The sequence below is a fragment of the Prevotella sp. P2-180 genome (assembly GCF_002251435.1).
In the GTDB taxonomy this organism is placed as follows: domain Bacteria; phylum Bacteroidota; class Bacteroidia; order Bacteroidales; family Bacteroidaceae; genus Prevotella.
The window spans coordinates 60,088-84,397 of sequence record NZ_NPJI01000026.1; the positions used below are offsets into that span (position 1 = coordinate 60,088).

At 49.0% G+C, this 24,310-nt stretch carries 20 protein-coding genes and 1 tRNA gene; 15 read left to right on the forward strand and 6 right to left on the reverse strand.

Going from position 1 to position 24,310, the window contains the following annotated elements:
* Positions 1-39: 39 nt before the first annotated feature.
* Positions 40-1,440 (reverse strand): glucuronate isomerase, encoded by a 1,401-nt coding sequence (gene uxaC, locus CIK98_RS03815; protein ID WP_094382956.1) that lies wholly within the window; start codon positions 1,438-1,440, stop codon positions 40-42.
* Between the two features lie 127 nt (positions 1,441-1,567).
* On the opposite strand from uxaC, the gene CIK98_RS03820 reads away from it, so the two are divergent.
* The 13 genes from CIK98_RS03820 to CIK98_RS03880 all read left to right on the forward strand — a co-directional run bounded on the left by CIK98_RS03820 (position 1,568) and on the right by CIK98_RS03880 (position 18,981).
* Positions 1,568-2,602 (forward strand): asparaginase, encoded by a 1,035-nt coding sequence (locus CIK98_RS03820; RefSeq protein ID WP_094382957.1) that lies wholly within the window; start codon positions 1,568-1,570, stop codon positions 2,600-2,602.
* A 60-nt stretch (positions 2,603-2,662) separates the two neighbouring features.
* A complete protein-coding gene (locus CIK98_RS03825; RefSeq protein ID WP_094382958.1) occupies positions 2,663-3,562 on the forward strand; it encodes a serine O-acetyltransferase in 900 nt (299 codons plus the stop codon).
* Between the two features lie 210 nt (positions 3,563-3,772).
* On the forward strand, positions 3,773-6,961 hold the full coding sequence (locus CIK98_RS03830) for a TonB-dependent receptor (RefSeq protein ID WP_094382959.1): 3,189 nt from the start codon (positions 3,773-3,775) through the stop codon (positions 6,959-6,961).
* Positions 6,962-7,018: 57 nt separating this feature from the next.
* Complete coding sequence (locus CIK98_RS03835; protein ID WP_094382960.1) at positions 7,019-8,686, forward strand: RagB/SusD family nutrient uptake outer membrane protein; 1,668 nt, start codon at positions 7,019-7,021, stop codon at positions 8,684-8,686.
* A 68-nt stretch (positions 8,687-8,754) separates the two neighbouring features.
* Entirely contained in the window at positions 8,755-10,674 is a 1,920-nt protein-coding gene (locus tag CIK98_RS03840; RefSeq protein ID WP_094382961.1) for a hypothetical protein, read from the forward strand.
* 49 nt (positions 10,675-10,723) lie between these two features.
* Entirely contained in the window at positions 10,724-13,423 is a 2,700-nt protein-coding gene (locus tag CIK98_RS03845; RefSeq protein ID WP_141210398.1) for a copper resistance protein NlpE, read from the forward strand.
* Positions 13,424-13,460: 37 nt separating this feature from the next.
* Positions 13,461-14,966 carry a cellulase family glycosylhydrolase gene (locus tag CIK98_RS03850; protein WP_094382963.1) on the forward strand — a complete coding sequence of 502 codons (1,506 nt, stop codon included), beginning with the start codon at positions 13,461-13,463 and terminating at the stop codon, positions 14,964-14,966.
* Between the two features lie 194 nt (positions 14,967-15,160).
* On the forward strand, positions 15,161-16,624 hold the full coding sequence (locus CIK98_RS03855) for a DUF1846 domain-containing protein (protein WP_094382964.1): 1,464 nt from the start codon (positions 15,161-15,163) through the stop codon (positions 16,622-16,624).
* Positions 16,625-16,735: 111 nt separating this feature from the next.
* A tRNA-Ser gene (locus CIK98_RS03860) sits at positions 16,736-16,823 on the forward strand.
* 22 nt (positions 16,824-16,845) lie between these two features.
* Positions 16,846-17,712: a MotA/TolQ/ExbB proton channel family protein gene (locus tag CIK98_RS03865; protein ID WP_094382978.1), complete on the forward strand. Its 867-nt coding sequence runs from the start codon at positions 16,846-16,848 to the stop codon at positions 17,710-17,712.
* A gap of 8 nt (positions 17,713-17,720) precedes the next feature.
* The gene (locus tag CIK98_RS03870) at positions 17,721-17,957 is read left to right on the forward strand and encodes a hypothetical protein (protein WP_141210399.1); all 237 of its coding nucleotides are present in this window, start codon (positions 17,721-17,723) and stop codon (positions 17,955-17,957) included.
* 8 nt (positions 17,958-17,965) lie between these two features.
* Entirely contained in the window at positions 17,966-18,517 is a 552-nt protein-coding gene (locus tag CIK98_RS03875; RefSeq protein ID WP_094382966.1) for a biopolymer transporter ExbD, read from the forward strand.
* A 2-nt stretch (positions 18,518-18,519) separates the two neighbouring features.
* On the forward strand, positions 18,520-18,981 hold the full coding sequence (locus CIK98_RS03880; RefSeq protein WP_371683237.1) for an ExbD/TolR family protein: 462 nt from the start codon (positions 18,520-18,522) through the stop codon (positions 18,979-18,981).
* Here the strand turns inward: CIK98_RS03880 and CIK98_RS03885 are convergent.
* The 3 genes from CIK98_RS03885 to CIK98_RS03895 are packed head-to-tail and all read right to left on the reverse strand — an operon-like array spanning position 18,947 to position 21,483.
* Positions 18,947-19,735 (reverse strand): TatD family hydrolase, encoded by a 789-nt coding sequence (locus CIK98_RS03885; protein WP_094382968.1) that lies wholly within the window; start codon positions 19,733-19,735, stop codon positions 18,947-18,949. The genes CIK98_RS03880 and CIK98_RS03885 overlap by 35 nt on opposite strands.
* Before the next feature lie 20 nt (positions 19,736-19,755).
* A complete protein-coding gene (locus tag CIK98_RS03890) occupies positions 19,756-20,730 on the reverse strand; it encodes a polyprenyl synthetase family protein (protein ID WP_094382969.1) in 975 nt (324 codons plus the stop codon).
* 48 nt (positions 20,731-20,778) lie between these two features.
* On the reverse strand, positions 20,779-21,483 hold the full coding sequence (locus CIK98_RS03895; RefSeq protein WP_094382970.1) for an energy transducer TonB: 705 nt from the start codon (positions 21,481-21,483) through the stop codon (positions 20,779-20,781).
* 159 nt (positions 21,484-21,642) lie between these two features.
* Here CIK98_RS03895 and porQ point away from each other — a divergent pair, with 159 nt between their 5' ends.
* Together porQ and cmk are read left to right on the forward strand one after the other, a co-directional pair.
* A complete protein-coding gene (gene porQ, locus CIK98_RS03900; RefSeq protein ID WP_094382979.1) occupies positions 21,643-22,587 on the forward strand; it encodes a type IX secretion system protein PorQ in 945 nt (314 codons plus the stop codon).
* Between the two features lie 41 nt (positions 22,588-22,628).
* Positions 22,629-23,330, forward strand: a complete 702-nt coding sequence (gene cmk / locus CIK98_RS03905; RefSeq protein ID WP_094382971.1) for a (d)CMP kinase — start codon at positions 22,629-22,631, stop codon at positions 23,328-23,330.
* Between the two features lie 138 nt (positions 23,331-23,468).
* Here the strand turns inward: cmk and CIK98_RS17940 are convergent, their stop codons facing one another.
* Together CIK98_RS17940 and CIK98_RS17945 are read right to left on the reverse strand one after the other, a co-directional pair.
* On the reverse strand, positions 23,469-23,591 hold the full coding sequence (locus CIK98_RS17940; protein WP_172409810.1) for a smalltalk protein: 123 nt from the start codon (positions 23,589-23,591) through the stop codon (positions 23,469-23,471).
* Between the two features lie 267 nt (positions 23,592-23,858).
* The coding region (locus CIK98_RS17945; RefSeq protein WP_172409811.1) for a DNA-binding protein at positions 23,859-24,310 on the reverse strand (452 nt) is incomplete at its 5' end.

Genomic DNA, 24,310 nt, shown 5'->3' on the forward strand with positions numbered 1-24,310 from the left:
AAAAAGCTGCATCCAATAAGATGCAGCTTTTTTTGTTTCTTAATAGAACTTGAAGTAGCGGCGGGCGTTGTTGTAGGAGATGTCCTCAACCATGCGTGAGAGAATTTCCTGGTCGTTGGGGAGAAGACCTTTCTCTACGTCGTTGCCGAGAATGTTGCAGAGAAGACGACGGAAATACTCGTGGCGAGGATAGCTCAGGAACGAACGAGAGTCGGTGAGCATACCTACGAAGCGGCTCAGCAGACCGAGAACAGAGAGAGCGTTCATCTGACGGGTCATGCCGTCGAGCTGGTCGTTGAACCACCATCCAGAGCCAAACTGAATCTTTCCTGGCTCGCCACCCTGGAAGTTGCCGAGCATTGTGGCGATGACCTCGTTGGCACATGGGTTAAGAGTATATAATATGGTACGCGTGAGCTTACCCTTCATGTTCAGTTTGTTGAGGAAGCGGCTCATGGCGCGAGCAGTGTTGAACTCGCCTATAGAGTCGAAACCAGTGTCAGGACCGAGTTTCTCGTACATGGCGGTATTGTTGTCGCGAATAGCACCATAGTGGAACTGCTGTGTCCAGTCGGCGTCGGCATCCATCTCAGCCATAACGGTTAGGAAGCAGTTTTTGTACTGACGTATTTCGAATTCGGAGAGTTGCTGTCCGCTCATAGCCTTAGAGAAGATTGTCTCAATCTGCGAGTCGGTATATTCTTCATCGTAGAATTCCTCTATGCCATGGTCAGAGAGTCGGCATCCGTTCTCGTGGAAGAAGTCGTGGCGTTTCTGCAGAGCGTCAACCATCTCCTTGAAGTTTGAAATGCTTACACCAGATACGTTGCTCAGTTGCTCAACATACTGTGGGAACTCTGGCTTTTCGATGTTCATGGCTTTGTCGGGGCGCCATGCTGGAATCATCTTCACCTCGAAGCCACTCTCGCGAGTCTGCTTATGGTAGCGAAGGTCGTCAACAGGGTCGTCGGTGGTGCAGACACATTCTACGTTATAGTGGCGCATGAGACCACGGGCAGAGAACTCCGGCTGCTTCAGCTTTTCGTTACACTCGTCGAAGATTTCGCGGGCTGTCTTTGGAGAGAGCTGCTTGGTGATGCCGAAGGCAGTCTTCAGCTCCAGGTGAGACCAGTGGTAGAGAGGGTTGCGGAAGCAGTAAGTGATAGTCTCCGCCCACTTCTCAAACTTCTCCCAGTCAGAAGTGTCCTTTCCTGTGCAGAAGCGCTCGTCTACACCATTGGTGCGCATTGCACGCCACTTATAGTGGTCGCCGCCCAGCCATAGTTCAGTGATCGACTTGAACTTATGGTCGTTTGCCACCATTTCGGGTATGAGATGGCAGTGGTAGTCGATGATGGGCATCTTTGCCGCATGGTTATGGTACAAATCCTGTGCTACTGATGTTTCGAGCAGAAAATTCTCGTCATTAAATTGTTTCATTTCTGTACTTTTATTTATGTTTTATTGATATTTTGATTAGTGCTGATAATTTTCTTGCAAAAATACGAAAAAAATTTTTCTTTCTCAAACTTTTTACTTATTTTTGCACCTAAAAATTACGTAAACGATGACGTATATGAATAAAGTATTGCTTATCTACACTGGTGGAACGATAGGGATGAATAGGAATCCGCGAACAGGAGCCCTTGAGCCGTTCAATTTCGAGAGCCTTCTGAGCAATGTGCCAGAGCTTCAGCAGGTGTCGACCGAGATTGCCACTTTTCAGTTTAATCCGCCCATCGATAGTAGTGACATGTCGCCTGAGCGATGGGTAGACCTGGCTCATGTTATTACGAACAACTACAATCTCTACGATGGTTTTGTGATTCTTCACGGTACCGACACCATGGCCTATACTGCATCGGCGCTGAGCTATATGCTTGAGAATCTTACCAAGCCCGTAATACTTACCGGCAGCCAGTTGCCGATAGGGCAGGTGAGAACCGACGGGAAGGAGAATGTGATAACGAGTATAGAAATAGCGTCGGCGAAGTATCAAGACGGCAAGGCAATGGTGCCCGAGGTTTGTATATATTTCAACGGACATCTGATGCGCGGCAACCGCACCACGAAGCAGAGTGCCGACAACTTTAACGCCTTTGAGAGTTTCAACTATGGTCATTTGGCTGATGCCGGGGTGAACATCAACTACCACACGAGCCGAATACTCATGCCCGACTATTCGAAGTCGGTGCAGCCAAGGTTTGTGCTCGACCCGAGTGTCATTGTTTTTACAGTGTTCCCAGGTATTCAGGAGGATTTGATACGCCACGTGCTTATGAGTCCGAAGCTACGTTCGATAGTGATGCGTACCTATGGTAGCGGCAACGCTCCGCAATATCCATGGTTGATGAATGCCCTCAAGGAAGCCACTGGCAAGGGTAAGATAATTGTAAACATTTCTCAGTGTATGGCGGGCAGTGTGGAGATGGGACGCTATGACACGGGATACCAGTTGAAGGAGGCTGGAGTGATAAGCGGTCATGACAGTACGGTGGAGAGTGCAGTGACGAAACTGATGTATCTGCAAGGCATTTACAGCGACTGGCATCAGGTGAAAAACTATATGCAGAGAAGTATAAGGGGGGAGATAAGTATTTAAAGAGGGTGGAAGGAGGAGGGTAGAGGGTAGAAGGAGGAGGTTAGAGATAACAGATTGTATATGAAAGCAAGTGAAGTATTAAAAAAGAATATTGAGATACTGTCGAGCCACACAGTGAAGGAAGACAGTTTTGTGCCGGGAAGTCATGCCCCGCTGCCGAATATTGAGACAGTGAAACAGATAATCAGTCTGTGTAAGACAATCATCTTTACAGACTATTTCTATAAAAGGCAGCCGGAGGAACAGATAAGGCAATATTATATAGGTGTGAACGTGGAGTCGTTATACTCTCTGCTGAAAGAGCAGATAGCATGCGGACTGCTGTTCAACAGTGACGAAGACGAACAGCAAGCACCCCAAAAGGCAGTGGAGATGGCATTGTCGTTTATAGACCGTCTGCCTGAGGTGAAACGCATGCTTTATACCGACGTGGAAGCAATGTTTGAAAACGACCCCGCAGCAAACAACTACGGCGAGGTGATATTCTGCTATCCGGTGGTAAACGCCATGACTCACTATCGCATAGCCCATGAGCTGCATGTGCTGGGCATACCTGTGCTCCCGCGCATCATAACAGAGCTGGCCCACTCCAAAACAGGTATTGACATCCATCCTGGAGCCATTATCGGTGAGTATTTCAGTATCGACCATGGTACGGGAGTGGTGATAGGCGAGACAGCCATCATTGGCAACCACGTAACCCTCTACCAAGGAGTGACCCTTGGAGCAAAGAGTTTCAAGTATGACGAGGAAGGACACATGGTGAACTGTCCGCGCCATCCGATAATAGAAGACTATGTAACAGTGTACAGTAACTCCTCAGTGCTCGGACGCATCACTCTCGGACATCACTCCATAGTGGGAGGTAACATCTGGCTTACCCACAGTATTCCTCCTCATACGAAGATACTTCAGAGCAAGGCCATCGACGTGTCTTTTTCTGACGGATTGGGTATCTGATATACACTCATAATACTATTTTTGCAAAGATTTGACCTATTTCGCAACATTTTTGCGCCTTTGATAACAAAATAGTACCATAATCGCAACATTTTAGCATCGTAGTTAGTTAAAAAATGTCTAATTTTGCACAAAGAAAACTAACAATTTTCAGAAAGCAAAAATCAATAATTAATAATAAACATTTACAAACTAACAACAATGTTACTTATGAGTAAATCATCTATTGAAAGATGTGTTAGTCATGCACTCAACACTCTTACAGTTGATCCCGCTCGGAAGACCATGGCAATCGTCATGCTGCTGATGCTGCAGGCGACGGCTTTCTTCGGAGCAGGCAACATTGTGGCAAAGGATATCACAGGACGCGTGACATCCGCTGCCGACAACGAACCGCTCATCGGTGCCACCGTACAGGTGGAAGGTGCGCAAGGCGGCACCATTACCGACTTCGACGGTAATTACACCATCAAGGCCAACGACGGCCAGACTCTCGTGTTCACATATATAGGATATGTGACAAAGAAAGTAAAGGTTAAGGGAAACAAGATTGACGTCACTCTCGAAGAAGACGGAAAGTCGCTCGAGGAAGTCGTGGTAATCGGTTACGGCACGATGAAGAAAAAACTCGTCACCGGCGCCACAACCCAGCTCAAGGGTGACGACATCCAGAAGCTCAACACCACCAACCCCTTGGCAGCAATGCAGGGACAGACTCCAGGTGTGAACATCGTTTCCACATCAGGTCAGCCTGGTGCCTCGATGAGTGTGACTATCCGTGGTCTCGGTACTGTGGGCAACTCTCAGCCCTTATACCTTATTGATGGTATAGGTGGCGACATCACTACCCTTAACCCTGCCGACATCGAGCGTATCGACGTGTTGAAGGATGCTGCCTCTGCCGCCATCTACGGTGCACAAGCTGCCAACGGTGTCGTTCTCGTAACGACAAAGAGCGGTAAGGAAGGATCAAGCAAGATCACCTACGACGGATATGTGGGTTGGCAGACCGTAGGACGCAAGTTCAAGATGCTTAATGCACAGGAGTATATGACTATTATGGATGAGGCTCGGCTGAACAGCGGTCTCTCTCCCGTTGACTGGGCTTCGCTTAATGCGATACACGACGCCAACGGCAACGTGTATGACACCGACTGGATTGACCAGGCTATTGAGGACGGCGCATTGACCACCAGTCACAGTCTTGCCTTCACCGGCGGCTCAAAGACCTCTACCTACGTCATCTCCGGTGGCTATACGGGTCAGGACGGTGTCATCGGTGGTTCGGAGGTAAGCAACTACCGTCGTTTCAACTTCCGCGCCAACTCTGAGCACAAGATGTACGACGGACTCATCACCATAGGTGAGCGCGTGAGCTTCGTTTGGAAGACACAGAGGGGTATGGGTACAGGTAACATCTGGAACAACAACCTCCGCGGCGCATTCTCATCTTCACCCATTCATCCTGTCTTTGACGAGAACGGCGACTATGCAAGCACTGTCAACTCCGACTGGAACGTCAACGACGGCAACCCCTACGGAAACATGATGGTCAATCGCTTCAACCAGAACAAGGGCGGTACTCTCGATGCAAACGTTTATATGCAGATTGAACCTATCAAGAACCTAAAGATCAAGACCGTATATGGCATCAGCTACGGCACTTCAGAATACCGTTCGTTTACTCCTATCTATCAGTTCACTCCTCAGAGTGCCAACACTCTCACCAAGGTGAACCAAAGCAATGGTCACGGCCTGTCGATGGTATGGACAAACACCGCACAGTATGACTTTACCCTGAAGGGCGGTCACGACTTCTCGGCACTCATCGGTTCGGAGTGGTCGCGCTATAACGGTAGCAGCACTGGCGGTTACAACGACGGTCTCATCGCCGGATTCGGTGACTGGGATCACGCGTACCTTAATAATACTAACGGAACCGACAACAAGAATGTGAACGGTGCTCCTTACGACGAGACCCGCGGAATGTCGCTCTTCGCACGCCTTGGATGGTCGTGGAAAGAGCGCTATATGCTCAACGCGACAATACGTGCCGACGAGTCGTCGAAGTTCGCTCCCGGACACCGTTGGGGCTACTTCCCGTCAGTGTCAGCTGGTTGGACAATCTCCGAGGAAGAGTTCATGAAGAGCACTAAGGGCTGGCTCGACTTCCTGAAACTTCGCGCAAGCTGGGGTCAGGTGGGTAACGCCAACATCAACTGCTATCAGTATCTTGCTCCTGTTACAACGAGCAACACCAACTATAACTTCGGAACCCAAGCCGGTCAGAGCGGTTGGTCAACAGGTTCTTATCCATCACGTCTTGCCAACGAGAACGTGAAGTGGGAGACATCAGAGCAGTTTAACGTGGGTATCGACGCACGCTTCATCCAAAGCCGCCTGTCGCTGACTGCCGACTGGTATATCAAGACGACCAAGGACTGGCTCGTACAGGCTCCTGTATTGGCAACTGCCGGAACACAAGGTCCAGTCATCAACGGTGGTGACGTGAAGAACACCGGTATTGAGCTTGGCCTTACATGGAACGACAACATCGGCAAGGACTTCTCTTACAGTGTTGGTGGAAACTTTGCCTACAACCACAACGAGGTGGGCAGCATTCCTACTGAGGACGGAATCATCCACGGTGCCACCAACCAGATTTATTCCAACGCCGAAGAGTTCTACCGTGCCGAGAACGGCCACGCCATAGGTTACTTCTGGGGCTTCAAGACCGCTGGCATCTTCCAGAACCAGCAGGAAATAACCGACTGGATTGCTGCAGGCAACGGCGTGCTGCAGTCGAACGTACAACCTGGCGACGTGAAATATATCGACATCAACCGCGACGGACAGATTAATGCCACCGACAAGGTTGACCTTGGCAACGGTCTGCCCCAATACACTTTCGGCTTCAACCTTACAATGAGTTGCAAGGGCTTCGACCTCAGTGCCAACTTCACCGGTGCTGCCGGATTCCAGATTGCCCAGTCTTATCGCGACCCTAACTCTTCACAGGGCAACTACAGCCGTCAGATTCTCGACCGCTGGACCGGTGAGGGCACAAGCAACAAGATTCCTCGCGTGACTTACGGCGATGTTGGCAACTGGCAGTTCTCCGACCTCTATCTACAGGATGGCGACTACATCCGTCTGCAGAACCTCACCTTGGGCTACGACTTCAAGAAACTTATCTCTTGGAAGGGCATCTCTAAGCTCCGCCTCTACGTTCAGGCCCAGAACCTTCTCACTCTCACGAAGTATGACGGCATGGATCCTGAAATCGGTTCTTACAACGGAACCAACGGCAACAGCTCCGACTCATGGGTATCAGGAGTGGATATGGGTTACTATCCTCATCCCCGCACATTCCTTGTGGGTATGAACGTGGCGTTCTAATCATAGATTAGAAACTTAAGAAATTAAAGTATATAATAATAAAGAATTAAAGTTCTTATGAATACAAAACACATATTTCTATATAGCGCATTGGCTGTGGCAGGTCTGACAATGACATCGTGCTCGATGGATACCGAGTCGATGACAAGTCAGAACGACGAGACAGCTTACCGCAACGCCGAAGCTCTCGACATGGCTCTCGTGGGCTGCTACGACGGTTGGCAGCGCACCATAAGCAGCGAGGAAATCGGCATGTACATGCTGGCTGAGTTTGCCTCCGACCAGGCACATGGAGGTCTTGGTTTCTCGGACGCCAAGAACAATAACGTGCTCGACCAATTTGACATCTCCGTAGCACCATCGTATAACAACCTCTTCAACACCGACTGGATCAACTACTATGCAGCCATTTTCCGTTGCAACAAGGTTATTCAGGCTGAGGAGACTGCCGACTGGGGTGGTGACCTTTCCGCCCGCGGCCGTATCATAGGGCAAGCCCGTGCCTTGCGTGCCATTCTCTACTTCGACCTCGCCCGTATGTTTGGCGACGTGCCTCTCGTTACAGTGCCCACTGAGGAAAATCTTCCGCGCACTGCCGCCTCTGAGGTATATAAGCAGATATTTGAGGACTTGAAATATGCAGCCGCCAACATCCCAGCCGACGCATTCCCATTGTCGGGCCGGGGCGACACCGACGGACGTATAACAAAATATGCCGCCGAGGCTCTGTTGGCTCGCGCGTACCTATATTATACTGGCTACTATGGACAGGAAAATGAAGGTTGCACCAAGCAGGAGGCTATCGACGCGCTCAACGACGTGATTGACAATGGCGGTTATGAGCTTGAGGCAAACTATGCCGACCTCTTTATGCCAGCATGTACTACCGATGGTTCTAACGGTGGTGCTTACGCATGGAACACCACATTCAAGGGGAAGTACTATGATGGCAGTGGATGGGTGAGCGACATCTCCAAGGAGGTTATCCTCAACCTTAAGTTTGCCGCTACTGCCGACTATAACGGCAATGCCGACGGTAACGTGTTCCAGGTGTATCTCGGTCCGCGCAACAAGTGTGCTACAAGCGTGAACATTGCCTCTGGTTGGGGTGCATGCTCAGTGACACAGAAGTTCGTCGATACCTACAAGGAAGACCCACGTTTCAGTGCTTGCGTATGGAGCTGTGCCGATGCCGGTTTCACTGCTGATGTCAACGACTCATACGAATACACTGGTTATTACACCCGCAAGTATGCCCCGATGTGCTTCTCCGACGGTACACGTCAGGAGGTGGGATTCCAGCTTGGCGAGCAGCATATGAACATTACCTACTATCAGGACTGGACAGTGATGCGCTATGCCGACGTGCTTCTGATGCACTCTGAGCTGACAGGCACAAATACTGGTCTGAACATGGTTCACCAGCGTTCATGCCCGGGTGAGTCTCTCTCCTACAGCATCGAGAACATACGCAAGGAGCGTGCCATAGAGTTTGCCTTCGAGGGCATCCACTTCTGGGACCTCATGCGCTACGAGAAGGACGGTGCTTACGCCGGACGTGCCATTGCCGAGGCTCAGGACGGAGCCAAGGTGATCAATGGTGGTGTGGAGACAACTACATCATTCAAGGTAGAAAACTTCACAGCCAAGAAGGGTCTGATGCAGATACCTAATACTCAGATTACTCTTTCGGGTGGTGTTCTTACTCAGAATGCCGGATGGTAATTCTTAATTCTATTGAGAAATTAAAGAATTAAAATAATTAAATATTTAGATATTAAAGTTCATTTCTTATGAAACTGAAAAAGATATATACAATGATGGCAGGAGCCGCAATGATGCTGGCAGCCTGTTCGCCGGACGACTTCAGCTTTGGTGACGCCCAATATTCGAGCGACGACCTGAAATGTCCGGACGCCTATACCGTGACCATCGACGGTAACTACGTGACCCTCGAGTCGAAGCTCAAGGGATGCACACCGTTGTGGGTGACTCCTAACGGTCGCTCTCAAGAACAGAAACTGACCCTCGGCCTGCCGTTTGCCGGCGACTATGAGGTGACTCTCGGTGCCGAGACACGTGCGGGAGTGGTTTATGGTGAACCATATCAGTTCAGCCTCTCACAGAACGACTTCGCACAGCTGAGCGACGAGATGTGGGTTAACCTCGCCGGTGGAGTTGGCAAGACAAAGAAGTGGGTGCCCTGCAACGGCAACTACGGTGTGGGACGTTGCACCGGCCCAGTGATGTATGGCAACCCTGACGACGTGAGGAACGATGGCTCCGGTTCTACCGACCTTATGTTTGGTAGTGCCAACTGGGCACCTAACTGGGACCCTGGCTTCCAGTCATGGCTTATTCCTGCCGACGACCCATACATGAGCTCTTACATGGAGTTCGGTCTTGACGCCAAGAACGGCTGTACGGCAGTTGTGTTCCGCAACGACGCCAATGGCGGTACGATGATGAATGGTAAGTTCAATCTCAACGTGAGCGACAAGACTCATCCCGTCATCTCGTTCAGCGACTGCTACTCATTGCACAATGCGGCTTTCGATGAGGTATGCTCCAACTATACCCAGGACGTGAAGATTATCGAGTGTACACCTTATCTGTTGCAGATTGCCACAATGCGTACCAACTCTGAGGGTCCTTGGTGGCTTATCTGGAACTTCGTGTCGCAAGAGGTTATCGACACCAATGGCGAGTGCATACCAAAGGAGGAGAGCGGACTCATCGAGAAGACTGAGCCTGAGCTGCCTACATTCAGCAACCTCACTACCGACCTGTTCACTACCGAGATTAATGGTGTGACATACGTGGGCAACCAGATGACATTCATCATCAACGACGAGACTCCTTACGACTGGATGTGGTGGAACGGTTCGCCTGCAGTGAGCAAGTGGGAGAACGTTGCCAATGGTGACTACACCACCAACTGGGCACCGGCATGCGGCGACGAGATTGGCGACTTCGAGCTCGTTATCTCCCGCGCTTCCGACGGCTCTTACAACTATGAGTGCGGCGAGAAGTCGGGCAAGGTGACTATTGCTGACGACAAACTTACCTTCGACGAAGAGATTACCATCCTCACAGCAAGCAACGACACACGCACAGTGACCGTGGCCGGTAAGGAGTTCACAGTTCTCGCTTGCGAACCGGGAGAGTCGGTGACTATCGGTGTTCCTTCTTCAAATGACGAGAACGGCAACATTGACTCTTATCTCTGCGCGACCCTCAACTTCAAGAAGATTGAGACAGGAGCAACAGGTCCTACCGTAGTGCCTCTCAACACCAACTACGGTGACGAGGGAATATCATGGACAGAGAACGGATGCGTGCGTCTCGGATTCCACCATTATGGTGATGGCGGTATCGGTATCTTCAAGGATGCAGCAAGCGTGAAACTGAAGAAGAACCAGACTATTAAGGTGACATTCAAGCTCAAGCCTGGAGTCATCACATGGAGCAAGACTCCTAAGTGTGCCCTTATAGACAATAACATTAAGAAGACATGGGAGCCTGGATGCTTCGACCTTGATGATGCAGTGACAGTGAATGTTGACGGCGAGACCACCGTCACACTTACCAACACCACTGGTTCTACACAGAAATTCACTTCCACTTGTCTCGACCTCTCAATCCAGTTTGACGGATTTGGAGAAGGTGACTACACTGATATGTTCGAGAGTGTAACATGTGTCATCGAGTGATATTGTGACTAAGAATTATAAAATGTAAATTCTTAAACAAGAAGATAAAATGAAAAATAAAATATTATATAGTATAATGACCTTCGTCCTCGGCTTATGCTTTACGGCATGTAGCGACGACGTTGAGTATGGTGTAGGCACTACCCCACTGCTCAAGGACGGTTCGGTCGTCACTGGTTCGGCTGACGTCACCGCAACGTCGGCAACCATGAACGGTACTGTTGACGGTCTTGAGGCTCAGTCTTCAAGCGCATACGTCACGGGATTCTATTACGGCACATCGCAGGACAATCTCTCCGAGCGTGTGACAGCCCAGAGCGACGCGACGTTCAGTGCTACAATCTCCGGTATGCCAGGAACAGTTTATTACTATCAGGCATTTGTTAGTTTGCAAAGTAAGGTGACGGTAAAGGGTGAGGTGAAGAGCCTCATTCTTACCGACACCAAGGCTGTCACCGGCGACTACAAGGACTTGACAGCCAACAGTGTGAAACTGTCAGGACAAATCCAGCAGTTGACTGCCGACGCTGAGGTGGGTATCGTTGTGTCGGGTGTTCCTGGCGACGAGCGTGTTCGTGCCGGTGTGCGCATCCCCGGTGTTCTTGGCACTGATTACAGTATTGAGGCTCTCGGTCTCGTTCCTTCCACGACATATTATTATGCTGCTTATCTTGACCTCGGTCAGGGCGTGGTATATGGTGAGACCAAGGAATTCACCACTGCTGCCAAGGAATTTGACGTTGACAACGACCTCGTTGACCTTGGCCTCTCCACCAAGTGGGCAAAGTGCAACATCGGTGCTTCGTCGGAGACTGAACTGGGAGCTCTCGTAGGTTTCGGCGACCTCACTGGTTACAACACCAGCATCAATCCCGAGGACTATGCTTCTGGCGATATATATAAGTCAGCACAGGATATTGCCAACAGGGTTACTGATGGCAAGACCACTATTCCTACTATTGCCGAATATGAGGAACTCTTCCGCTGCTGCAAGGTGGAGTGGATGGAGAAGGAAGGTGTGGCTGGATATCAGTTCACCGGTCCTAACGGCAATTCAATCTTCATGCCCGCTGCCGGTTCACGCACAAAGGGCAACACTGCAGGTGTAGGCACAGAAGGTCGCTATCTCTCAGGCTCTGTCAATGGTTCCGACAGTCAGTTTGCCATGAGCTACCTGTTTAACCAAAACGGCAACGGCCGTTCGACAACACCTGTTTACCAGGCACTCTCCGTACGCCCCGTTTCAGTGGCAAAGAACATACCGTTTGACAAGTCCTTGCTCTGCAAGACATGGGAAATCGACCTTACCCTCGATGGTGAGTATCAAGTATTCCATGGCCCTTCATACTTCTATGGAACTGAAGACTCATGGCGTACAGTGACAAATGGCGAACCTGTCGTAGGCGACTCTTGGTGCTGGGATGCCGACTTTGCCGGCAACTCATGGGCAGTGGGCGGTAGCGCAGCCAACTGTCAGGGCTCTATCACCTTCAACGAGGATGGCACATTAGTTGTCAAGCATGTTGATGCCGACGGCAAGGAAACCGTTGAGGAAGGCACATACACCGTGGACGAGGCAAACAAGACCATCACCCTCGAAGGTGCCAACTGTCTCGCTCCTGCCAACTTTGGTCCTGGATATACAGATGACTTGAAGAACAACATCAAGATACTCTCACTCACCGACAAGTCATTGCAGTTGGGCGTTCTCCGCACCGATCCTTCACAGGGCGCATGTCTGTTGAGTATCAACATGATTCCGCAGTTGGAGAAGTATGGATATAAGGCTACGCTGAATTGCTATGGCCAGAAGCCCGGAGGCGGTGAGCCTTCCGACGCTTGGGCTGGAGCTACAGTGACAGTGGCAGGTGGACAGACAGGTACATACACTGTTACATTCAACACAGCCGAGCCTCGCGCTTACGGACAGGTATATGTTCTTGATATCGAGGGCTTCGCAGCTGCCTATCCCAATGCTTTCGTCAAGATTGACACCCTTAAGGCTGATGGCAAAGTTATTCCATTTGATGCAAACAAGTTCTATTATGGTGACATTGAGAACAATGGCAAGTATCGCGTTGAGATTGCAAACATCTGGGGTTGCGGACATAACGATGGCTGGAATGGATTGAAGGACACTCCGTTCCATCCCGGAGGTGGCGAGACCACCGAGGAGACAGCCCTTGCCTTCAACTCTACCTTCGAGGTGACATTCACCATCGTTTCTCTCGACACCAACCTTGAATTCAATGCAAAGCAGACTGCCGTAGGACTTGAGCCAGGATGGGCTCAGCCGGGCAACTGGGGCAAGGAGAATCCGGGAGCCATAAAGGTAGTGAAGGAAAACTTCCAGTATAAACTCGCTTCAACTTCAGATTTAAGTTTGAATATTGACGTGGATGCTGATTGTGATGGCACAGGTCCTGCCAATGGTGCTGTTTGTCTTGTGGATTTCGTGGACATCCGCAAATACTTCTCTGGATTCTCTGCAGAGTTAAAGTCGGTAGTCAACGACGGAGTGAATGTTCCGTTTGATGCTCCGAAGATTCTCTATGGTGACATTGAGGATAACGGAAATTTCCGTGTTGAACTCCACAATATTTGGGGTAGTGGCACTGCTGCAAACCCTGCATTCGACGGAGCGACAGTGGTGGAAGGCAACAACTGCGTGCTTTCACTCGGCTACCAGAAGTCATGTAAATACACCATCGGCAACTTCTCTACCGAGCTGTTTGCCAAGCCATGGTAATTCTTGAATTATAAATTAAAATTAATATTTAGAAAGTATGAAAAAGATATCATCAATATTCCTGATGCTTTTCGCCATGAGCGCGGTGATGTTGTCAGCTTGCAGCGACAACAGCAATCCTAACCCGCTGGCGGAAAGCGTGGGAACACTCAACATCACTCCCACCGAACTCACGTTCGGTGTGGATGGTGGTGAAGCAATGTTCACCGTTGAGGGCGGTACAGCTTTCACCCGTTCTGAGGCTGACTGGCTCACAGTAACCCGTGTGTCGGGCAACAATAAATCGTCGTCGTTCTCTGTCGTATGCGCAAAGAACACCGGCGAGGAGCGCCAAGGCACTATCCTTGCCAACCTCAACGGAGCATTTTCACGCATCAGCGTTACCCAGTCGGGCAAGATTGTCAAGCCGGAGGAGTCATACACCTTCCGCACCGCAAAGGAGATAGCCAAGGACATGTTCCCGGGCTGGAACCTCGGCAACACTATGGAGGCAACCGGCGACGGACTTGGTGCCGAGACAACATGGCAGAAGACCAAGACCACACAGGCCGTCATCGACTATGTGAAGTCACAAGGCTTCAAGTCTGTACGTATTCCCTGCTCATGGTACATCCACTCCACCAACGGCAAGATTGACGCTGACTGGATGGCACGTGTGAAGGAAGTGGTTGACTACTGCGTCAACGCCGGACTCTACGTGGTGCTCAACGACCACTGGGACAGCGGATGGATAGAGGTGGAAGGCTTCTCAGCCAGCACCTCACAATATAAGCCGGTGAGCGAGGAAATCATTCTCAGCAAGATTGACATGCTGAAGAACCTCTGGACACAGATTTCTACCTATTTCAAGGGCTATGACGAGCACTTGCTCTTTGCCGGCTTGAACGAGCCGTTCCAGGATTACAACCTGTTCAGCACCCGCCACAAGGAGCTCACTCCGATCCTGAACCGCTACAACCAGGCTTTTGTAGATGCAGTGCGTGCCACTGGAGGTAACAACTCTGCCCGCATACTCGTGGTTCAGGCTCCTTCCACCAACATCTCTTCTGCTTGCGACGAGAGCATCGGATTTAAGATGCCGACTGATGCGGCAGACAAGGGCTTGATGGTTGAGGTACACTACTACGACCCGTATGAATTCTGTTTAAAGGCTGACAATGCCACATGGTTCTGGGGTAACGGCAATCATGTGAGCGGAAGTGCCCACAATGCCACTTGGGGTGAGGAGTCTTACACCAAGAGTCAGTTTGAGATGATGCGTAAGAAGTTCTACGACAACGGCGTTCCGGTAATCGTTGGAGAGTGTGGAGTCCAGTGGCGTGAACTGTCAGAAAACCAAACTGAGCACGACGCTTCGGTGAAAGCATGGTGGAAGTGTATCATGGAGAATGCCAAAGACAATGGTATCATACCTATGGTTTGGGATATCAATAGTGCAAACCGCAATGGCGAGTCGGGCATCATGACCATCATCAATCGTTCCAACCTCTCAATCTTCTGCCAACCAGCGTTGGATGGAATAAAAGAGGGAGTAGGGAAGTGAAGAGTGAAGAATGAAGAATGAAGAGTGAAGAATGAAGAGTGAAGAATGAAGAGTGAAGAATGAAGAATGAAGAGTGAAGAATGAAGAATGAAGAATGGCTGCGGGTTTCGCGGCCATTCTTTTTATATTTTTTTCCTTGGTTTTTTTCCTGTTTCATTTTTTTTATGTAATTTTGCACCAAATTTTGCAAAACGATGAAAATAGGATTTGACAACCAGAAATATCAGACTATCCAGTCTGAGCATATAAAGGAGAGAATATCGCAGTTTGACGGAAAGCTTTACCTCGAACTGGGTGGAAAATTGTTTGACGACCATCATGCCAGCCGTGTCTTGCCCGGATTCCAACCTGACAGTAAGCTGAGGATGTTCCAGAAAATCAGCGATAGCATTGAGATTGTCATTGTAATCAGTGCCGCTGACATCGACAAGAACAAAAAGCGCGCCGACCTGGGCATCACTTACGACGAGGACGTGCTGCGACTGAGAAATGAGTTCCAAGGCAGGGGATTCATGGTGGGCTCTGTTGTCATCACACACTATAATGGTCAGCCATCGGCCATCGCCTTCAAACAACGACTTGAACGTGAGGGCATCAAAACCTATTGCCATTACCTCATTGAAGGATATCCGCATAATGTGGCGCTCATAGCCTCTGACGAAGGCTTCGGCAAAAACGACTATGTAGAAACTTCGCGACCGCTGGTTATCATCACCGCACCTGGACCTGGAAGCGGAAAGATGGCAGTGTGCCTCAGTCAGTTATATAATGAAAACAAAAGGGGTGTGAGGGCAGGATATGCCAAGTTTGAGACCTTCCCCGTATGGAACTTGCCACTGAAACACCCGGTGAACATCGCATACGAAGCAGCCACTGCCGACCTCAACGATGTGAACATGATAGACCCGTTCCATCTCGAGGCATACGGAAAGATAGCCATTAACTACAACCGCGACATAGAGATCTTCCCCGTGCTCAACAACCTCTTTGAGGGCATCTATGGCACCAACCCTTATAAGTCGCCTACTGACATGGGTGTAAACATGGTGGGATTCTGTATCAGCGATGATGACGTATGCTGCGAGGCATCGAAAAACGAAATCATACGCCGCTACTACGATGCCACAAACAAAATGGCGAGTGGGGCATGCAACGACGGTGAGATAAACAAGATTCAGATGCTTTTCACTCAGGCAAAGATTTCAACGGCATACCGTCGCACCACAACCGCCGCCAAGGAATGTCTGAAACGTACAGGCCACACCTCGTCGGCCATTGAACTTGAAGACGGAACGATAGTGACAGGACATTCCAGTCCGCTGTTGGGATGCAGTGCCGCATTGCTTCTTAACGTCATGAAACATCTTGCAGGCATCGACCATGAGAAAAAACTCATACCGCAGTCGATGATTGAGCCGATACAGTATACGAAGATAAACTATCTTGGCGGACACAATCCACGCCTTCACACCGACGAAGTGCTTGTGGCCCTGTCGGTACTGTCAGAAAAAGACGAGAACTGCCGCCACGCACTTCAGCAGTTGCCGAAGCTAAGAGGCTGTCAGGTTCATTGTACGGTGATGTTGAGTGAAGTAGACCGAAAGATATTCAAGAAACTCGGTGTAAACCTCACGTGTGAGCCAGTGTTGAAGAAGTGAGATAAAGAGTGATTTCCCATTACTCTCTTCTCTTTTCTAAAAAAACATTAAAAAAACGTCGGGGAGCATTGTTTTACGGAAAAAGAGTTGTAACTTTGCAACCCGAAAAAAGGAAAGGTGCTCGAGTGGTTGAAGAGGCACGCCTGGAAAGCGTGTAACCGGCAAAACCGGTTCGCAGGTTCGAATCCTGTCCTTTCCGCTTTATAATGATTGGTTATCAAATGAAGACATTGATTATCATTTTTCTCGCCGTCGCTCTTGCTTGCCCTTCGGTAAGCGCACAAGCGACGAAGTCTCAATTAAATGTTCCGGTTGCAAATGTTGTAGACACAAATGCCAAGAAGGCTGTTGTGCCTGACTCTGCCGTTTTAGATACCGTAGCTGCAAAAGATGCCGTTTCTGACGATGATTTGGAAGACGGGGCATTGGTGGAGGCAGAAGAAACACCAGGGCTTCACAAACTGTTGAAAACCAAGTTTATTGAAGGTAATGCAGGCTTTATGTCGCTCGTGGCACTTGCATTGGTGCTTGGACTCGCTTTTTGCATTGAGCGTATCATCTATCTCACGCTTTCGGAGATAAACGCAAAGAAGTTTATGGCTGATGTGGACAAACTTATCGGACAGGGAGACATTGAAGGGGCAAAGGAACTGTGTCGCAACACTCGGGGTCCGGTAGCTTCCATCTGTTTCCAGGGACTGTTGAGAATCAAGGAGAAAATTGATGATATCGAAAGGAGCATAGTGTCGTATGGCACTGTTCAGACGGCAAATCTCGAACGTGGATGCACCTGGATAACGCTGTTCATACAGATAGCGCCGTCGTTGGGCTTTCTCGGAACGGTGATAGGCATGGTGATGTCGTTCGACCAAATACAGCAGGCAGGCGACATTAGTGCCACCATTGTGGCATCGGGAATGAAAGTGGCTTTGATAACCACCATATTCGGAATTGTCGTGGCGGTAGTGCTACAGTTGTTCTACAACTTCATCCTTTCAAAGATAGAACATCTCACTTCGCAGATGGAAGAGTCGGCTATTACCTTGCTCGACGCCATAACGAAGTATAAGCAGGAAGGAGGCCGATGATGAAGTGTATGAAGAATCCGACGCGTCTGTCGCATGCTGTTCTTGTGGTGCTTGTAGTGATAACGGTTATTGTTTTTGCCGCCTTTTGGCTTGTAGGTTTCAACATGCCGTTTATGGACGATCCACGGTTTAATGCCCCATTGCTGACCGATGTTGTCATAGCCTTTGTATATTTGATGCTCTTGCTGGCAATTATGGCGGTGGTATTGAATATGTCAGGTTGGGCACGTCGCTTTTTCAAGTAACATGAATAATGAGAGAAATTAAGTTCAGAAGAAAAGATAAAAAGCGTATGCCGGCGTTGAACACAACGTCGACAGCCGATATCTCGTTTATTCTGCTTATCTTCTTTCTTGTCACCACTTCCTTAGACACCGACCGTGGACTGATGCGCCAGATGCCGCAACTGTCGAAAGACGACAATGTGGAAATGGTGAAGGTAGACCCGGAGAATGTTTTTCAGATAGATGTCGACGCGAATGATGTCATTTCTGTAGATGGTAAGGTGACTACCGTGAATGACATTGCCAAAGCTATGGAGAAGTTTGTGGCGGTAGACCCGAAGGTGCATGTAGTGTCAGTGCATGTAGACCGTGAGAGCAGCTACGACACCTATTTCCTTATACAAAACACTATTGTGGACGTGTATGCCACATTGCGCGACCGCTACAGTCAGAAGAGATACGGAAGGCCTTTTGGCAAATGTTCGCGGGAAGAGCAGGAAGAAGTGAGGCAAGTCATACCGCAACGCATTTCTGAGCAAGTGGACGTGGCGGATAGTAATGGGAAAGGAGGCAGGCAATGAGTATGTTCAGACGAAAAGGAAAGACCATGCCAGAGCTCAATACGGCATCGTTGCCCGACCTTATCTTCACCGTATTGTTCTTTTTCCTTATCGTGACCCATCTGCGTCACGACCAGCTGAAAGTGAAGTTTGAGACACCACAAGGTGTAAAGCTTGAGAAGCTGACGAGGAAGTCGCTCACATCATACATCTATGTAGGAAAACCCATAGACAATTTTGGAAATGTGAAAGGTGACGAGACTGTCATCCAGTTGAATGACAAAATCGCCACCATAGAAGATATTTCTTCGTTTATAAAACGTGAACGTAGTGAAGCCTCGGCGGAAGACCTTTCACGTATGATTGTGGACATAAAGGCCGACAAAAACGTGAGGATGGGTACCATAGTAGACATAAAGCTGACGCTTCGCAGGCAAAACGCCTTGACAATTAGGTATTCTGCCCGTGAGAAGGGTGAAGATTAAAGATGCGTTCGGCGTTTGATGTAGTCACCCGTTCCACCTCTTCGGCGCTGGTGTTGTAGCATTCGGCCATCTTTTCCACAACGTATTTCAGATAGCAACTCTCGTTCCTTTTGCCGCGCATGGGGACTGGAGCCATGTAAGGGGCGTCGGTTTCGAGCACTATGCGTTGCAGTGGTATGGAAGGCAGTACGGCAGGCAGGTTTGACTTCTTGAATGTCAGGACGCCTCCTATGCCAAGTGAGAAGCGGTCGAAGGCAAGCAGTTGTTCGGCTTCTTTTTCGTTTCCGGTGAAGCAATGGAACACGCCTCCAGGCAGTTTGTCCTTGTATTTCTTCATTATGCCCACCATCTCGTTTTGTGCCTTTCGGCAGTGTATCATCAGAGGCATCTGTGTTTCCACCGACCATATCACCTGTTGTTCGAAAGCCTCGAGCTGCTGTTGTTCATACTCACGGCTCCAGTAAAAGTCAAGACCTATCTCGCCAATGGCGATATAAGGCTCTCCCAGCATAGGCCTGAGAATGTCTAACTGCTGTTGCCAATCGTCTTTCACCTCTTCAGGGTGCAGTCCAATCATCGGGAAGGCAAACCCCTCAAGTCTTTCTGCAAGAAGAGCCACCTTTTTTGTCGTTTCCACGTCGATGGCAGGCAGCAGCATGCGGCAAACCCCCGCAAGTCTCGCCCTTTCCACCACCAGTTCCAGGTCGTCCTCAAACTCCTCTCCGTCGAGATGGATATGTGTATCAATTATCATTGTTTTAATTTCGTATTTGTTTATTTTTCCCTCTTCATCATGAGGTCGGTGAAGTGCTGGAGCTGCGTTTTCTTTTCGTCAGGTAAGTTTACCTTCTGGAGCGAAAGGCGGGCCTGTTCGAAATAGTCGTTGATTTTCTTTTCACATAGTTCCCTGATTCCTATGTTATTATATATCTCCGTCACGGCATTGATCTTTTCAGCCTTGTCGAAGTGTTCGGCTGAAATCCATTTCTTCAGTTCTGCGGCTTGCTTCTCATCGGCACGCAGCATGGCGTTGATGAGCATATAGGTCTTCTTGTTGGAAGTGATGTCGCCGCCAATGGCCTTTCCGAACACCTTAGGGTCGCCATACACGTCGAGCAGGTCGTCTTGCAGTTGGAATGCCAATCCGAGTTTCTCGCCGAAGTTGTAAAGGTTGGAGGCATCTTCTTCGTCGGCACCGGCAAGTATGGCTCCCATCTTCACGGCACAAGCCAGCAGGACGCTGGTTTTCAGTCTTATCATCTCAATATATTCCTCTTCGGTCACGTCGTTCCGCGTCTCGAAGTCAATGTCATACTGTTGTCCTTCGTCTATCTCGAGCACTGTTTGTGTAAACAAGTCGAGCACAGGCCTGAGTTTCTCTTCCTTGCATCTCGCCACCCTTTGGAAAGCGATGATAAGCATGGTGTCGCCGGAGAGAATGGCAGTGTTGGCGTTCCATTTCTTGTGAACGGTAGGCATTCCACGTCTCACGTCGGCATTGTCCATCAGGTCGTCGTGAAGCAGTGTGAAGTTATGGTAGGTCTCAAGTCCCACGGCAGTCTCCATTATTGTCTCAGGGTCGTCCTTGAACATGTTGTAAGCCAAGAGCATAAGCACGGGCCTTATTCTCTTTCCACCCAATGAGAGCACATATCTGATAGGTTCGTACAGACCTTCAGGCTTTCGGTTAACACTTGTCGACTCGATGTAGTCGTTCACCATTTTTATTAGTTCTTCAGATGTATACATAATGAAAATATTTAATTCAAGATATTTACAAAATCCCCAAAATCCACATTACAACTTAAACACGATAGGAATGCATACCATAGTGCGGCACGGTTGTCCGTTGTCGATGCCAGGTTTCCATTTCGGCATCATTCTCATCACCCGCAATGCCTCCCTGTCGCATGAAGCCTCAAGCGATTTGATAATCTTCAGGTCGGTCATGTCGCCCGACGAGTCGATGATGAACTGCACCATCACCTTTCCTTCTATTTTCTTCCTTTGGGCAGAAGAAGGGTATCTCAGGTTTGCCGTGAGCCATTTCATCATCTCCACTGCCCCACCGGGAAACTGTGGCAGGTCGCTCACTATTCTGAAGTTTTTGTCGTTGTTGTCGAGAGCATTGTCGGCAGGAGCGAGCAGAGGGTCTTTCTCCTCGTCCTTCACTTCATCTTTGGTGTCCTGTGGTATATCGTCGCTTTCCGGCTTTGGCATATCCATTTGTTCCAGTTCATCTGTCTTTTTCTCCACCTTTATTTCATCTGACACCGGCTTTGGCTGTTCCTTTACGGCGAGAGCTATGCGGTCGTCTTCTTTTTTGAATAGTGAGAGGTCGAGTTCTTCCGTCAGTTCCTCGTCTTCCTCGTCGTAAGTTGTTTCTTCCGAAGAGTATTCAAGTATAGCGACGAAAGAGGCGAGAACCACTATGAGCGATAGGAGGAAGAATTTCCACCTGTGAGCGTCAAGGTCAACATTTCTATTTTTCTTTATTTCCATTTTTTATAAAATGCCTTTTTGGGGACTATTTCCCTTCGGAATAGAGCCCATTAACTCCTTTTAACGCCAATAATTCATATTTTCTCGAAATTGGCGGTACAAAAATAGTCTTTATATTTGAAAAAAACATTATCTTTGCAGTCAAAATGTATTAAAATGGTGAAAAAATTAATTTTTACTGCTGTTTTTGCTCTTTTTACATCCATTTTATGGGCCCAGGAAAGCGAAACAGTGTATAATTTCCTACGTCTGCCAGTAAGTGCCCATGTGGCTGCTTTGGGTGGCGACAATATTACCGTCACCGACGACGACGCCACCTTTGCGTTTCATAATCCGGCACTGCTTGCAGGTGTTTCCGACAAGACTATAAACCTCAACTTTATGTCGTATATGGAAGGGGCGAAAACGGCGAGCGCATCGTTTACAAAAGCACTGAAGAAACAAGGCACATGGTTTGTCGGGGCGCAGTTGATGGACTACGGCGACATGAAGCAGACCACGGTGGAGGGTGAAATTATTGGTGACGTTTCCGCAAAGGATATCATGCTTTGCGGTGCTTTCGAGTATCCGTTGGCAAAACGTCTCTTTGGTGGTATCACGGCAAAGTTTGTGAATTCCGACTTGGCAGGATTTCACTCTATGGCAGTGGGTGTAGACCTCGGACTGAACTATTATGACGAGAGTTCCGGATGGTCGGTGTCGGCAGTGGCACGCAATCTGGGCGGTCAGATAAAGGCCTACGAGGACGATTTCGAAAAGATGCCACTCGACCTGCAGGTAGGAGTGACAAAGCGCCTGATGCAGTCGCCGTTGCGTTTCTCCGCCACCCTGACACGCCTTAACGACTGGCACGGAAGGTTTGCAAACCATATAGTGATAGGAGCCGACCTGTTGTTTTCAGACAATCTCTATTTGGCTGCCGGCTATAACTTCCGACGGGCCGACGAGATGAAAATCTCCGACAGTGAAGGAGAGAGCAGTCATGGTGCCGGTCTGTCGTTCGGCGGAGGCATCATGCTTGAGCGATTCAAGCTAAGCGTTGCATACGGCAAGTATCACGTCTCGTCTACCTCGCTCAATGTAAACGTAAGCTATCAGCTATAATACCCACTCTTTTTGAAAAGACTTATAGAAATTATTGATATATGAACAAGATTATCATTGCAATCGACGGACATTCGTCGTGCGGAAAAAGCACAATGGCAAAACAATTGGCGCAACAATTAAACTACATCTATGTTGATACAGGAGCAATGTATCGTTGTGTAACCCTCTATGCCATAAACAATGGCATGTTTTCAGGCAAGTCGCTCGACAGCGACGCCCTTGAGCAGCGCATCGGGGAAGTGAAGATTTCCTTCACACGCGACGAAGCAGGCCAGCTATGCGCCATGCTCAACGGAAAGAACGTGGAGAAGGAGATACGAGGCATGAGTGTCTCAGAGAGGGTCAGCATGGTAGCCAAGCAGCCGTTTGTGAGGAAAATGCTCGTTGAGCAACAGCAGCGCATGGGGCAAGACAAGGGAATAGTGATGGACGGCCGTGATATAGGAACCACCGTTTTTCCAGATGCCGAACTAAAAATTTTTGTCACTGCCTCCGCCGAGGTACGTGCAGAGCGTCGTTATAAGGAACTGCTCGACAAGGGTGAAAATGCAAACTATGAAGACATCCTTGCCAATGTAAAGGAGCGTGATTATATGGATTCCCATCGCGCTGTTTCTCCCCTGCGTATGGCAGACGATGCCGTATTACTCGATAATAGCTATATGACTATTGAGGAACAAAACCAGTGGCTTCTTGCCAAGGTGAACGAAACTCTTTCAAAGGACTGTCCAGATGACTAACATCAACGGCAAATAGAAGCTGATGCGCTATACTTAAATGGTTGGATATAAATGAACCTGGTGGAAATCATACTGAACGTAGTAGATAACCACCAGGTTCAATTCATTTATTTATTAAATCCCACACCTAACTCTCAGTTAGAAGTACACATAGGCACCCATGCAGCTCGTCACTCCGAGAGTAGTTGCTATTGCCGACAGTGCGGCCACAATCAGCTGAAGTATCAGCTTCCAAGTATTTGTTTTATTAGTTGTACTCATAATCGTAAATTTTTAAAGTTTACTTTATTTTACCAAAGAGTTTAAGAGTTTAAGAGTATTTGTATAATGATAGAGGTTGAATGCCAAGGCATTTAGAGCTTATAGAGAGCTGCGCAAAACCTCTTTTCCTCTGTCGCTTGCGACCTACTCCATCAACAATTCCCCTCTTTTTCTCTTTATCTCTTTGGTTTAAATAATACCCTTCATAGGGAATTACCACTTCTTTAAGGTTTACCTTTTAATCTTTAAGGTTTTACCTTTTAAAGTTTACTGCCCGAGGTCGTCGCCACTGCTGTCGCTTCCGCCGGCACCGGCATCCTCACCTCCACTCGGATTCTCAGGGTCCTCTATCACGCCAGAGTCACTGGAGTTCACGCGCTTCACCACCTTTCCGTTGCGGTCGTAGCAGGTGATGCTCACTGCGGTGGTCATCAGTTCCTTCTTCACGTCGCTAGAAGGCACGAAGATGATTTTTCGGGTGGTGATGAGGCTCGACGCCACCATGTTCACGTCCTCCACACTCTTTGCGTTCAGACCGAATCGCATAGTTCCAAGTCCCGGCACCGGCACCGAATGTCCCTCAGTAGCCCACGCCTTAATCACGTCGCCGCAAGCAGAGAACGCGGCTTGGAGAGCACCCTTTTGGATACCCGATCGAAGAGAAGCCTCCTCAATCATCTTGCTCTCAGAGAGAGATGAATACTTTTCTGCGGCCACTT